A 14,410-nucleotide genomic window follows, 5' to 3' on the forward strand; every position below is an offset into this window, starting at 1 on the left:
CAGCTAGACCAGAAAATTATCAGAATTGGTATAAGTTAAACTTTACCTCAGGAGCTTTTATTATTGAAAGTGGTAGATTTTTTTTGACGATAAAGTAGAGTATAAGTCAACTATGAAAGGGCGATTTTAAAAGCAATGGTAAGTCATAACAAAACAAATAGTTTTAAACATTGGTGGCACACAGAATGCGCTTTTTGTCGTAAAACTAGGTTGTTGCTTGCGTGGCTTATTTTTATGCTAATTATCGATTATTTTTTCTTTCGAGTTTTATTCTAAGTACAACAAGATACATTTATTCCCTCACTAAAGGTAAATTATTATGAACCAAGGATTACGCTGGACTGATTCACTCGAAATTGCTTTGGATTTAATAGAAGAGCATGAAGATGTTGACCCTTTAACAATACACTTCACAGACTTAAGGCAATGGGTACTTGATTTAGAGCGTTTTGATGATGATCCTGCTCATTGTGGTGAACGTGTACTTGAAGCGATTCAACTGGCTTGGATTGCTGAAGTAGACTAAGTAAAACCTTCTTTTACATAATGCTTAGTACATAGTATTTAGTACTAGCCGTAATATTTTCGATACATGATTTTCATTTATTTTCTTTTTCAAACAAATGAGTAGCTAATAAAATGCCTTTATCTCAGCGTCCACTTTATATTCCTTACGCAGGCCCGTCGTTATTGGAAACGCCTTTACTCAACAAAGGTAGTGCTTTTAGCCAAGAAGAGCGCGGCAGCTTTAACTTAACCGGCCTGTTACCACCTCGTTTTGAGACCATAGAAGAACAAACACAACGCGCTTATCGTCAATATAGTTGCTTTAATACTGATATTAATAAACATATTTATTTACGTGCTATTCACGATAATAATGAAACTCTATTCTTTAATTTAGTACAAAATAACCTTGCTGAAATGCTGCCTATTATTTACACCCCAACCGTGGGTGATGCTTGTGAGCAGTTCTCTGATATATATCGTAGCTCGCGTGGTTTGTTTATCTCTTATGACGACCGCTTTAATATTGACGATATCTTAAGAAATGCAACAAAAAATAAAGTAAAAGTGATTGTAGTTACTGACGGTGAGCGTATTTTGGGGTTAGGCGACCAAGGCATTGGCGGCATGGGTATTCCTATTGGTAAATTGTCATTATACACAGCTTGTGGCGGTATTAGCCCTGCGTATACTTTACCGGTAATGCTTGATGTGGGCACTAATAATCAAAAGTTATTAGACGATCCTATGTATATGGGCGCTCGTCATAAACGTATTGACCAAGATTCTTACGATGAATTTTTAGAGTTATTTATCAGTGCAGTTAAGCGCCGATGGCCGAGTGTTTTATTGCAGTTTGAAGATTTCGCACAACCTAACGCTATGCCTTTATTGCAACGTTATAAAGATAGAATTTGTTGTTTTAATGATGATATACAAGGTACAGCTGCGGTGAGTGTTGGTACTTTACTTGCTGCTTGTCGCAATAAAGGCGCTAAATTATCTGAGCAACGTGTTGCTTTTGTTGGCGCAGGATCGGCAGGTTGCGGTATCGCTGAGCAAATTATTAGTCAAATGGTTAGTGAAGGTTTATCTGATGCTCAAGCACGTAGCCAAGTATTTATGGTTGATCGTTTTGGCTTGTTAACTGAAGGAATGAAAGATCTTCGTGATTTTCAACAAAAGTTAGTGCAAAGCAAAGCCGCTATTTCATCGTGGACACTTAATAACAGTAGTGAAAATGAGCAAGGTGAAAAATTTGCGTCTTTACTTGATGTTATGCACGGTGCTAAACCCGATATTCTTATTGGTGTATCAGGGCAGGCGGGGTTATTTACTGAGCAAGTTATAACCGCAATGAAATCGCACTGCGAATTACCTATTGTTTTTCCATTAAGTAACCCATCTCGTCAAGTTGAAGCAACACCTAGCCAGGTTATTAATTGGACTCAAGGACAAGTTATTATTGCTACTGGCAGTCCGTTTGACCCAGTGGAATATGACGGTAAAACCTTCCCAATAGCGCAATGTAATAACAGTTATATATTCCCAGGTATTGGTTTAGCCGTGGTGACCGCTAAAATAAGTCGTATTACCGAGGAAATGTTACAAGTTGCTAGTGAAACTTTAGCTGCGGCATCCCCTTTAGCTAACAATCAATCTGATGAATTATTACCACCATTAACGGCAATTTCCCAACTGAGTAAAGATATTGCTTTTGCTATTGCGCAAGTGGCTTTTAAACAAAACTTAGCCTTACCTATGAGTGATGAAGAGTTGTTGGCGGCAATTGAAAGTAATTTTTGGAAACCAATTTATCGCCAATACAGAAGAATAAGTGTATAAGTTGCATATTCCAACGGCTAATTAATTACATGAATAACAGAAGAACTCTCGGTATTATGCGTCAGTTATATCATTAGTTATTTGTAGCAATTTCCTCTATAATGCGAGCACAACACTAGTTATTAAATAGATGATTAGTGTGTGCATTTAAATTTTCATCTTTTTATTCCAAATACAAGGGCTTAACATGACAGTCGAACGCACTTTTTCTATCGTAAAACCTGATGCAGTTGCTAAAAACCTTATTGGTCAAATTTACAACCGTTTTGAAACTGCAGGTTTAAAAATTGTTGCATCGAAAATGCTTCACCTAAGCCAAGAACAAGCGGAAGGCTTTTATGCTGAGCACAAAGGACGCCCATTTTATGAGCCTCTTGTTGAATTTATGACTTCAGGACCAATTATGGTTCAGGTACTTGAAGGCGAAAGTGCGATTACTAAAAACCGTGAAATTATGGGCGCAACTAACCCAGAGGAAGCTTTAGCGGGTACTATTCGTGCTGATTTTGCTGGTTCAATGAGAGAAAACTGCGCTCATGGCTCAGACTCAGTAGCCTCAGCGGCACGCGAAATTGCTTATTTCTTTTCTGATGATGAAATTTGTCCACGTACACGTTAATTTAAATTCTGGTATTTTGGTATAAAACGTTAATTGAATAAGGTTCAGTTATTTAACTAAATACCATGCAGTTTTTTTAATAATTAAACTGATATCAATTTAAATACAGCAAAGGATTTTACTGAGGAATTAGTAAAATCCTTTTGTTATTTCTAACGGGGTCATATCTCTGTTAAAAATAACCGAGTAAATTGCGCTTGTTGCTTGAAAAGTATACAATGCGCGCCTTGTTTTTTTAAGCTACTTACAATGCGTTGAAGATGTTAAATATTTTCGATAGCGAAGTAGTTACCTGAGTTATTGAGAGTTTGTTGTATGAGTAATGTAAACACAAAAGTAAACCTACTTAATTTTGATCATAAAGGTATGCGTGAATACTTTGATTCTATTGGTGAAAAGCCTTTTAGGGCGGATCAAATCATGAAGTGGATTTATCACTTTGGTTACAGTGACTTTGAGCAAATGACCAACATTAATAAAAAATTACGTGAAAAGTTACAGCGTAATTGTGTGATTAGCGCACCTGAAATATCAGAAAAACAAGTGTCAGAAGATGGCACTATTAAATATGCATTAAAGCTTGAAGGCGGCCAAGAAGTCGAAACAGTGTGGATCCCTGAAAATGATCGCGCAACCTTATGTGTTTCTTCACAAGTTGGTTGTGCTTTAGAATGTACTTTTTGTGCAACTGCGCAACAAGGTTTTAATCGTAACTTATCGATGTCTGAGATTATTGGTCAAGTCTGGCGTGTAGCTAATGACATAGGCGCAACTCGTATTGCCGGCACTCGCCCAATCACTAACATTGTAATGATGGGAATGGGTGAGCCGCTGTTAAACATGAAAAATTTAATTCCTGCGCTTGATACCATGTTGAACGATTTAGGCTATGGCTTGTCAAAACGTCGAGTGACGGTAAGTACTTCAGGTGTTGTTCCTGCATTAGATATGCTCAAAGAAAAAATAGATTGTGCTTTGGCTATTTCAATTCACGCGCCAAATAATAAATTACGTGATGAATTAGTACCTATTAATAAAAAATATCCACTGGAGGATTTTATTACAGCAGCCGGTCGCTATATTGATGGTTCAAAAGCTAATAAACAGGCCACAATTGAATATGTTATGTTAGATCACGTTAATGATAGTACTGATCAAGCACATGAATTAGCACATGCACTTAAAGGTTTACCAAGTAAAATTAACTTGATCCCGTTTAACCCTTACCCAGGTTCACCATACAAACGCTCAAGTAATTCACGTATTGATAGATTTGATAAAGTATTACAAAGCTACGGTTTAACGGTAATTACACGTAGAACGCGTGGTGATGATATTGATGCTGCTTGTGGTCAACTTGCTGGCGACGTATTAGATAGAACTAAGCGCAGTGGCTTTAATGCAGCAAAGAATGCTGAAATAAGTTCATTGAAAGATCAAGCTAAAACTGACACTATCGCAGTTAAAGCTATTTAATTACTAGTACTCTGTTTTTAGTATAAAAATAATAATACGAGGCGATCAAGGCATTACCAATCATGAATAAAGCTATGGCTAAATATATTACTTCAACCTTATTAACTGTGGTTTCTATATCAGTGTTAACAGGCTGCGTAACTCAAAGTTTCGAAAATAATGAGCCGATTATAAAAACCCAAGCAAACCGTGACGAAATGGCAGCAACGCGTATTTCTTTAGGTTTGGGCTATTTAAAAATGGGTGATATGCCGCAAGCTAAACTTAATCTTGAAAAAGCAAAAGCCTTCTCTCCTAAATTAGTACAAGTTTATACAGCGTTTGCACATTATTATGAAACCGTTGGCGAAGTGACACTCGCTAAAAAATCCTTTGAAGAAGCCTTAGTACTTGATGCTGATAGTGCTGATACACTCAATAACTACGGTGTATTTTTGTGTCGTCAAGGTCAAGTCGAAGAGGCGGAAGTTCAGTTTTTAAAAGCCATAGCTGTGCCAAGTTATTTGATGGTCTCTCAAAGTTATGAAAACTTATCTTCGTGTTACTTACAGAACGATGACTTTGTAAAAGCAGAGCTGTATCTTACTAAAGCTATTTATCATGACCCAAACAGAATAGCTATTTTACTACAAATGATACGTTTACAATATGCTATGGGTAATTATACTGAAGCGAAAAGATTTTTACTAAAATTTGAACGTAATACTCAGCGCTATACTCCTGATTCTCTTTCATTAGCTTATAAACTTTACATTAAATTAGGACAGCGTCGCACCGCCAATAATTATGCCAATATGCTGGTGAAAATGTATCCTCAGTCTTGGGAAGCAAAGCAATACCTACTGAATGAACTTATGGTTATTTCTGCCGATGAGTTAGCGAAAAGATACCAGTTAACAAATAAGCATGAAAATAAAGTCGTCACTTCTGATAACAATAAACGTGTAGTGAAACTTTCACCGAATAAAGGTACTAACACACCTTACACAAACAGCATAACAACAAGTGATAATGGTGCTGCTATAGCAAATAAAAGGGTTGCTACCTCATCGAGTGTTAACGCAGCTCCGAGTGCTGTTGCGACAACAACACAAACAACGGCGACTGCAGGTGCTGCGGTAATCTCTGCAACAGCGGGTGCCGCTGTTGCAACTACAGCGTTAAGCTCAGATGCTGAAAGTGCTAAGCCTATTGCCGTTAGTCAACCGACTGCACCTCAAGCACAAGTAGTAACGGCAAAAGCTAATAAGGTTGCTCCAGTGACTCAAACAGTTACTACAACTTCGGTATCAAATATTGAACCAACGTCAACGCAACCTATACCTGCAACAAGAGATGTCGCTTTACCAGAAGAAACATCAGCTGTTGTTGCTGTAGATACAGAACAGGCGGCAAGAAAGCGATTAGCTGAACAAGAAAAGGCCGCACAAGCAGCACTAGACAAAGAGATACTTGCAAATCATATTAATAATATTGATGAACCAGTTACTGTCTCCGAATCCGCAACTGAAAGTACTGATATGGTTGCCGTAGAAGCGGCACAACATACAGTAGAGTCAGGTGATAACCTTTATAAAATTTCCGTAAAATATAATATCAAGTTAGATACTTTTCGCCAATGGAATAACCTCTCTGAAAGTAATCAAATACAGGTAGGTGATAAGCTTTACATCGTTGATCCAAAAACAGTGAACAATATAAATGAATAAAGAAGTAGATGTCATACTTAACAAGAGTGACAAAAGCCGTCAGCAAAACGCTGATGATAAATTGCATACCGAACTGTCCGAAGATATGGAAATGGTAAGCCCTGGCGCTATGCTTTGTGAAGGTCGTAAAGCGCAATCATTAACACAAGAGCATATAGCAATAAAGTTAAACTTTTCAGTTTCACTGGTTAAGTCTCTTGAAGAGAATCGTTTCGATCCTGCAGTACCGGTGACTTTTATTCGTGGTTACCTTACTAACTACGCAAAATTAGTGAATGTAGATGTTGAAGATGTTTTAGCAAGTTATGAAACACTTAATGTCGCCAATATTCAACGTACTGAAATGCTAAGTTTTTCTAAGCAAACCAGTAAACAAGCAGAGCACAGTCGTGTGATGTGGCTAAGTTATTTAATTGTGGCTGTATTGGTTGGTTTAACTATTATGTGGTGGCTGCAAGATAATAAACAACAAAACCAAGATAAAGCACAGTCAGCACCTGTTATAACTGAAGCGGCAGCAGCAAAAGACACTGATTCAACAACAGTTATTGAAAATGATAATACAGCAGATAACGCTGAGTTGAATGTTATTAACAAAACTGAGTTAAATAAAAATGCTAAGTCTGGGCTTGATGAAAAAAACTTAAATGAAAATAATCTAAATGAACTAAGCATAGATGAAAATAACATCGGTGAAGTAACGGTAAGTGATGTCGCTGCCAATATAAGCACTGATGATGTTAATCAAACCGAAGAGCCGGGTTTAAGCAAGGCTATATTTACTTTCTCGGGTGATTGTTGGGTTAATATTTTCGACGCAACTGGTGAAAGAATTGCATGGGGCGTTAAAAAAACAGGTTATGTAATGACCATTGAAGGTGTAGCACCACTTCGCATTACCGTGGGTAAACCTGAATTAACAAGTATTGTTTTTAATGGGCAAGCGGTAGATATGTCGGCCTTTAACGTAGGCAATATAGCAAAATTCAACTTACCTCTCGATGAGTAGCCAATAAATATTGAATATCACAACCAATATAAAGAATAATTATGTTTAAAGAATCTCCTATTATCCGTCGTGTTTCTCGCCAAATTATGGTGGGTAACGTACCTGTTGGCGGTGATGCGCCAATTACTGTGCAATCAATGACAAATACATTGACCACAGATGTTGCAGCAACCGTAGCTCAAATTAAAGCATTAGAAGCCGTCGGTGCAGATATTGTGCGTGTTAGTGTACCAACAATGGATGCGGCAGAAGCTTTTCGTGAAATAAAAAAGCAAGTTAATATACCTCTAGTGACTGATATTCATTTTGATTACCGCATCGCCTTAAAAGTAGCTGAATATGGCGCAGACTGTTTACGTATTAACCCAGGTAATATTGGCCGAGAAGATAGAGTGCGTAGTGTTGTTGAAAGTGCCCGTGATCATGGTATTCCAATTCGTATTGGCGTTAACGGCGGCTCTTTAGAAAAAGACATTCAAGAAAAATATACTGAGCCAACACCAGAAGCTTTACTTGAATCGGCAATGCGCCATGTTGATATTCTTGATAGGCTTAACTTTGATCAATTTAAAGTGAGCGTTAAAGCTTCAGACGTATTTTTAGCGGTAGAATCATATAAATTATTGGCTAAACAAATAGATAATCCGTTGCATTTAGGTATTACTGAAGCTGGTGGTTTACGTTCTGGAGCAGTTAAATCATCAGTTGGTTTAGGTTTATTATTAGCGCAAGGTATTGGCGACACATTACGTATTTCTTTAGCGGCAGACCCTGTTGAAGAAATTAAAGTCGGTTTCGATATTTTAAAATCGTTAAAGTTACGTAGTCGCGGTATTAATTTAATTGCTTGTCCAAGTTGTTCACGACAAGAGTTTGATGTTGTTGCTACGGTAAATGCATTAGAGCAACGTATTGAAGACATTATGACACCAATGGATGTTTCAATTATTGGCTGTATTGTTAATGGTCCAGGTGAAGCTATGGTGTCTGATCTTGGCTTAACCGGTAGCAGCAAAAAAAGTGGTTTCTACTTAGATGGTCTTCGCCAAAAAGAACGTTTTGACAATAACAATCTTGTTGATCAACTAGAGCAGCGTATTCGCGCGAAAGCCCATGCAATGAATGAACGTAATAGCGAGAAGAATAAAATAGACTTTAAACCAATTGATTAGTCTTTTGTTCATGAGTTTTCTATAAAAGTAATCTCGAAAGATCAATAGACCTTAATAAACGCTGCAAGGCGATGGTTTATTAGCAACCTTTTATTAGGTATACTTCGCGCTGCGAAAATTAACACAAAACAAGTCTGGTAATGGCTTTACATGGTTTACTTGTCAGTCTTACCAAAGAAATAAGAAAGAGAGAACAGCTCAGTGGCTAAACAACAGGCTCTACAAGCAATTCGTGGTATGAATGATTGCCTTCCCGGTGATACTAATATTTGGCAAATGGTTGAAACGGTATTACGTCGTGTTGCCAGCAATTATGGTTTTGCTGAAATTCGCATGCCAGTAGTTGAGTCAACCGCACTTTTTAAACGCGGTATTGGTGAAGTCACTGATATTGTAGAAAAAGAAATGTATACCTTTGATGACTTAAATGGTGACAGTTTAACATTGCGTCCAGAAGGCACAGCAAGCTGTGTGCGCGCAGGTATTCAACATGGGTTACTTTATAACCAAGAACAACGTCTTTGGTACATGGGACCAATGTTTCGCCATGAAAGACCACAAAAAGGTCGTTATCGCCAATTTCATCAATTTGGGCTAGAAGCCTTTGGTATTGCTACGCCTGATATCGATGCTGAAATTATTTTGTTAACTTCTCGCTTATGGCGGGAACTTGGTATCAATGAATTTGTCACACTAGAGTTAAACTCATTAGGCTCGAACGAAGAACGTGCTAATTACCGTGAAGCTTTAATTGCTTATTTAGTTGCACATGAAGATCTGTTAGATGAAGATTCTAAGCGTCGCATGCACACAAACCCGTTACGCGTACTTGATAGTAAAAACCCACAAGTACAAGAAGCATTAACTAATGCTCCTAAGTTATCTGATCATTTTGGTGAAGAAACTCAGGCACATTTTGATACGCTTTGTGCTCGTTTAGATGCCGCAGGCATTAACTATGTATTAAACGAACGCTTAGTACGCGGTTTAGATTATTACAACCGTACCGTATTTGAATGGGTAACAACTACATTAGGCGCGCAAGGTACTATTTGTGCTGGTGGGCGTTATGATGGCTTAGTTGAACAGCTTGGTGGTAAAACAACACCTGCTTTTGGTTTTGCGTTAGGCATTGAACGCTTAGTGTTAATGTTAACCGAACTCGATAAAATTCAAAATATTCGCCCGCAAGTTGATGCTTATGTGGTGATATTAGGTGACGATGCACAGATTGCAGCAAATAATTTAGCTGAGCAATGGCGTGATCAAGTACCTGAACTAAGATTGCAATGCCATTGTGGCGGCGGCAACATGAAAAAACAATTAAAACGTGCCGACAAATCCGGTGCACAAATTGCGTTGATTTTGGGTGATGATGAAATTGCTCAAGAGAAAGTGATGGTTAAATACTTACGCGGACAAAAAGAACAAGAAAGCGTAGCATTTAGTCAAATCTCTCATTTATTATCTGAACTAATTTAAGGGCTTTAAGCCAAGGTGACATTGTGGAAATTTATCAAACAGAAGAACAACAAGTAGAAGCGATTAAAGGATACTGGCAACGTAATGGTAATACTATTATTGCAGGTCTTGTTTTAGGCTTTGGTGGTTTTATCGGTTTTAATGTTTATCAAGATAACAAGTTTGAAGAACAACTTATGATTTCTGATAACTACCAAGCTATTATTGACGAAAGTGATGCTAATCCAGAAGCATTTATTTCAGCAGGTGAAAAATTTATTAATGAAAATGGCTCGAGTAGTTATGCATCATTAACCGCATTAGCACTTGCCAAGAAATCCGCGTCACATAAAGACTGGGTAGAAGTACAGAAACAACTTACTACCGCAATTAATGCAGCACCTACTGAGGGTATAAAAGCGATTGCAAGTTTACGTTTAGCGCGTGTACAAGTACAACTTGAACAATACGATGCAGCACTTGCTACCTTAAACAGTAACTTACCCGTGTCTTTTACCGCAGCTATTGAAGAAATTAAAGGTGATAGCTACTTACAACAAGGTAAAGATGATCTTGCTCGAAATGCTTATCAAGCGGCAATTGCTGCAGATGGTCTTGCGACTAGCCCAAGTTTACAACTTAAGTTAGATGACTTAGCACAAATAACATCATTACCAACGTCAGAAGTAAATGCAATTGATGAAGTAGCTGAAACAACAGCTCAATAATTTATTCATTGGTAAACTTACTTTTGTTAATAAGGCAAACTAGGCAAATTATGCATTTTTTTGATAAAAAAAACTTCAAAGGGTTTTGTGCTAAAAAGGTACTTGTTATCTTTTTATTGTCTTCAACGCTACTTGCTTGTTCTTCAAACGATGAAGATGAAAGTACTCGAATTGCAGAGCTGACAGTGTTAGAAAATGCTTTCGAAGTTGAAGAGCTTTGGGATAATAGTGTTGGTGAAGGTGTTGAAGATTACTTTTCACGGATAAAACCCATTATCGCTTATGATAAAGTTTATAGTGCAAGCCGCATGGGGTATGTTACGGCGTTTGAAAAAGACAGCGGTGACAGAGTTTGGCGGGCAGACTTAAGTGATCTTAATAATGAGCGAAATTTTTGGGAAGCGAGAACATCAGCATTAGTGGCAGGTGGTCCTACGGCTGGGTTAAATAAGATCTTTGTTGGTACTGAAAATGGCGATGTTTATGCTTTAGATTCAGAAACTGGCGAGCTAGTTTGGCATTCAAAAATTAAAGGTGAAGTGATAACACCGCCTGCTATTGACTCAGGTGTTTTGGTTGTTAACTCTGCCTCGGGCTTATTAAAAGCGTTTGATGCCACCACAGGTGAAGAACTGTGGGAAATAGAGCAAGATGTACCTGCCTTAACTTTACGTGGTATTAGTGCGCCAACTATCGCTTCTGGTGGTGTACTTGTCGGCTCAGCTAAAGGTGATATTAATGTTTATATCTTAGCAACAGGTCAAAGCGGTTGGGCAACCGAAGTTGGAGAGCCAACGGGCTCAACAGAATTGCAGCGTGTTGTTGATGTTGACTCCGCACCTGTTGTTTTTGGTGATAAAGTTTATGTTATCTCTGCACGAGGCAACTTGGTGGCAATTGAGTTAACCTCAGGCCGCATATTATGGAAACGTCAGTATTCTTCGTATCGACAAATAGCCATTTACCGTAATGACATTTATATCACTACAACACGTGGTCATGTTTACTCACTTAACCGTATTAACGGTATTGAACGTTGGAGCAATGTTGACTTAACTAATCGTCGCGTAACGGGTCCTGCGGTTGTCGGTAAATACGTGGTAGTAGGTGACTTTGAAGGTTATTTACATTGGTTAGACCAAGATACGGGTGACATTGTTACTCGCCATGAAGTTGATAGTAGTGGCATATATACAACACCAACGGTTGTTGATGATCTTATTTATGTGCAATCTCGTGATGGTGATTTAGACGTTATTATGACACCTAAAGATTTACCTAAAGAGTAGGGGATAGTGACGAGTAGTAAGTCACTCTAGGTTACATCTTCTGTATTTTTAATATTACATTTTAGTCATACTCTTGATATTTAAATTATCCTTAAATGAGTATGCAGGTTCGTTTAGTCGAATTAGTTACCAACGGCTCCTGTGCAATCGCATTAGGAGCCGTTGCTCATTTTAGTTGTATTACTACCTCAGCAGTTTGGCTGAGTGTTATATTGTCAGCTTTACTATTAGTTTTTAATTATTTTTGTTTGAAAACTGTGCATATTTATTCGCATGGTATTTTCAATTGAGGTGCTCATGCTTCCTGTTGTTGCTCTTGTTGGTCGTCCTAATGTAGGAAAATCAACGTTATTTAATCGCTTAACCCGTAGTCGAGATGCACTGGTTGCTGACTACCCTGGTTTAACTCGAGATCGTCAATATGGTCAAGCCGAAGTAGAAGAACACCCTTTTATTGTGATTGATACCGGCGGTATTAATGGTGATGAGCAAGGTATTGATGTGTTAATGGCTGAGCAGTCTCTAATGGCCGTTGAAGAAGCAGATGCGGTACTATTCTTAGTTGATGCGCGTGATGGTTTAACGGCAGCTGATCACGGCATTGCTGAATATTTGCGTAAACAAAACAAAAAAGTCTTTTTAGTTGCCAATAAAATTGATGGTATTGATGGCGACTCAGCTGTTGCTGAATTTTATTCTTTAGGCTTAGGTGAGCACGTACATCAAATTGCTGCCGCTCACGGTCGTGGTGTCACACAATTATTAACTATTGCGTTAACGCCTCATATTGAAGCGTTAGGACAACCTAAAGTTGAAAACGAAAATGGTGATGAGTACTTTGAAGAATTCGAAGCTGAATTAACCGAAGAGCAACTAGCGGAAAAGCTTGCCGAAGAGCCAAAAGAAAACGATAAAATAAAATTAGCGATTATTGGTCGTCCAAATGTTGGTAAGTCAACACTTACTAACCGCATATTAGGTGAAGAGCGTGTTGTTGTTTATGATATGCCAGGTACAACACGTGACAGTGTTTACATTCCCATGGAGCGTAATGGCCGTGAATATACGTTAATTGACACCGCAGGTATTCGTCGCCGTAAAAACGTTACCGATGTTGTTGAAAAATACTCAGTCATTAAAACCTTACGCGCTATTGAAGATGCAAACGTGTGTTTACTCATTATTGATGCGCAAGAAGGTATTAGCGATCAAGATTTAAGTTTATTGGGCTTTATTCTTGAAGCTGGGCGCTCATTAGTTCTGGCGGTAAATAAATGGGATGGCTTAGAAGATCATGAAAAAGATCGGATCAAAACTGAATTAGACAGACGTTTAGGTTTTATTGATTTTGCTCGTATTCACTTTATCTCAGCGTTACATGGCACGGGTGTTGGTCACTTATATGAATCAGTTGAAGAAGCGTTTGTTTCGGCTACTAAACGTATATCAACAGCAATGGTAACTAAAATTCTTGATATGGCAGTGTTTGATCACCAGCCGCCGTTATACCAAGGGCGTCGTATTAAGCTTAAATATGCTCATGCGGGTGGTTACAATCCACCAATTATTATTATTCATGGTAATTCAGCTAAAAAGCTACCTGTGTCTTATAAGCGTTATTTAATGAACTATTACCGTAAGTCATTAAAAATGATGGGGACACCTATTCGTATTCAATTTAAAGATACGATTAACCCGTTTGCAGGCAAGAAGAAACTTAGTTTTACAGAGCAAAAGAAATTAGCGCGCGCTACACAAGGTTATAAAAAAGATTAATCTTTATAAAAACTTGCCATATACTTATTAACGTTTGTGGCAAGTTGTAATTTGTTACTTAATTTTCTAAAATAACTGTTACTCCTCCACTTTTACTTTCCTCATGAGTAAACATACAGAGATAGTTGAGTACTATGGCCGACCAAGCAATATTAATCGATCCAACCAAACCAACAATACGCAACTTAGCTTTTTTAAAAGCAGGTCAGCCGATTATTATTGATATCTCCACACCTGCGGGGCAAAAGAAAAAATTTAATACCTCTTATATCGGCTACTTACCTAAAAAGTATGTTCTTGTTGAGTTTCCTGATTCATCTAAATTAGGTAACTTCTCGCAATATATTGCTCAAGGCACGGTTATAACGGTACGTGGTCTTATTGAAGGTAGAGATGGTGCAGCGGTTGCTTTTATTAGTACGGTTAAACAAACTTTGCAAATTCCTTCGCGTATCATGGTGTTAGATATACCTAATGCGGTTACCTTACAAAATTTACGTACTTCTATGCGCATTGATACGCAAATAGCGGCAAAAGTTAAGATTGATGAGGTTTTTTGGCAAACAACCATGACTAATTTATCTGTTGATGGTGGTCAGCTAGATATTGTTAATGGCGAAAAATTAGTATTAGCAGAAGATAAAATAATTGATATTGTCGTTGAGGCACGCGGAGAGAAAAAAAATATTGAGCTTAACGCCACGGTTTGCAATATAAAGCAACAAGTTGACGGAGTATCTTTTGGCGTTAAGTTTAATAGTGTGAGTAAAGAACAAGTTGTTGAATTACTCTACCAGGCTTTAGTATAAAACCAGGTAA

Annotated in this window: 12 protein-coding genes; all 12 read left to right on the forward strand. The window is 37.9% G+C overall.

The genetic code is table 11. The features are described from left to right. The first annotated feature begins 319 nt into the window (after positions 1 to 319). The 12 genes from iscX to KO502_RS03705 all read left to right on the forward strand — a co-directional run bounded on the left by iscX (position 320) and on the right by KO502_RS03705 (position 14,400). Positions 320 to 526: a Fe-S cluster assembly protein IscX gene (gene iscX / locus KO502_RS03650; protein ID WP_216021206.1), complete on the forward strand. Its 207-nt coding sequence runs from the start codon at positions 320 to 322 to the stop codon at positions 524 to 526. Positions 527 to 639: 113 nt separating this feature from the next. Then, entirely contained in the window at positions 640 to 2,352 is a 1,713-nt protein-coding gene (locus tag KO502_RS03655) for an NAD-dependent malic enzyme (RefSeq protein WP_216021207.1), read from the forward strand. A gap of 187 nt (positions 2,353 to 2,539) precedes the next feature. After that, positions 2,540 to 2,971, forward strand: coding sequence for a nucleoside-diphosphate kinase (gene ndk, locus KO502_RS03660; protein ID WP_216021208.1), 432 nt, complete (start codon positions 2,540 to 2,542; stop codon positions 2,969 to 2,971). 315 nt (positions 2,972 to 3,286) lie between these two features. After that, the gene (locus KO502_RS03665) at positions 3,287 to 4,447 is read left to right on the forward strand and encodes a bifunctional tRNA (adenosine(37)-C2)-methyltransferase TrmG/ribosomal RNA large subunit methyltransferase RlmN (protein WP_216021209.1); all 1,161 of its coding nucleotides are present in this window, start codon (positions 3,287 to 3,289) and stop codon (positions 4,445 to 4,447) included. Positions 4,448 to 4,509: 62 nt separating this feature from the next. Continuing rightward, the gene (gene pilW / locus KO502_RS03670; protein ID WP_252730488.1) at positions 4,510 to 6,156 is read left to right on the forward strand and encodes a type IV pilus biogenesis/stability protein PilW; all 1,647 of its coding nucleotides are present in this window, start codon (positions 4,510 to 4,512) and stop codon (positions 6,154 to 6,156) included. Next, on the forward strand, positions 6,149 to 7,165 hold the full coding sequence (locus KO502_RS03675) for a RodZ domain-containing protein (protein WP_216021210.1): 1,017 nt from the start codon (positions 6,149 to 6,151) through the stop codon (positions 7,163 to 7,165). Before pilW ends, KO502_RS03675 begins: the two co-directional genes overlap by 8 nt. Before the next feature lie 41 nt (positions 7,166 to 7,206). Continuing rightward, positions 7,207 to 8,337 (forward strand): flavodoxin-dependent (E)-4-hydroxy-3-methylbut-2-enyl-diphosphate synthase, encoded by a 1,131-nt coding sequence (gene ispG / locus KO502_RS03680; RefSeq protein ID WP_216021211.1) that lies wholly within the window; start codon positions 7,207 to 7,209, stop codon positions 8,335 to 8,337. A gap of 201 nt (positions 8,338 to 8,538) precedes the next feature. Beyond that, on the forward strand, positions 8,539 to 9,819 hold the full coding sequence (gene hisS, locus KO502_RS03685) for a histidine--tRNA ligase (protein ID WP_216021212.1): 1,281 nt from the start codon (positions 8,539 to 8,541) through the stop codon (positions 9,817 to 9,819). A 23-nt stretch (positions 9,820 to 9,842) separates the two neighbouring features. Continuing rightward, a complete protein-coding gene (locus KO502_RS03690; protein WP_216021213.1) occupies positions 9,843 to 10,526 on the forward strand; it encodes a tetratricopeptide repeat protein in 684 nt (227 codons plus the stop codon). A 50-nt stretch (positions 10,527 to 10,576) separates the two neighbouring features. Next, the gene (bamB, locus tag KO502_RS03695) at positions 10,577 to 11,815 is read left to right on the forward strand and encodes an outer membrane protein assembly factor BamB (RefSeq protein ID WP_216021214.1); all 1,239 of its coding nucleotides are present in this window, start codon (positions 10,577 to 10,579) and stop codon (positions 11,813 to 11,815) included. Positions 11,816 to 12,112: 297 nt separating this feature from the next. Next, positions 12,113 to 13,591: a ribosome biogenesis GTPase Der gene (gene der, locus KO502_RS03700; protein WP_216021215.1), complete on the forward strand. Its 1,479-nt coding sequence runs from the start codon at positions 12,113 to 12,115 to the stop codon at positions 13,589 to 13,591. A gap of 134 nt (positions 13,592 to 13,725) precedes the next feature. Further along, positions 13,726 to 14,400 carry a PilZ domain-containing protein gene (locus KO502_RS03705; RefSeq protein WP_216021216.1) on the forward strand — a complete coding sequence of 225 codons (675 nt, stop codon included), beginning with the start codon at positions 13,726 to 13,728 and terminating at the stop codon, positions 14,398 to 14,400. Positions 14,401 to 14,410 lie beyond the last annotated feature (10 nt).

This window comes from Colwellia sp. E2M01 (assembly GCF_018860585.1).
GTDB lineage: Bacteria > Pseudomonadota > Gammaproteobacteria > Enterobacterales > Alteromonadaceae > Colwellia.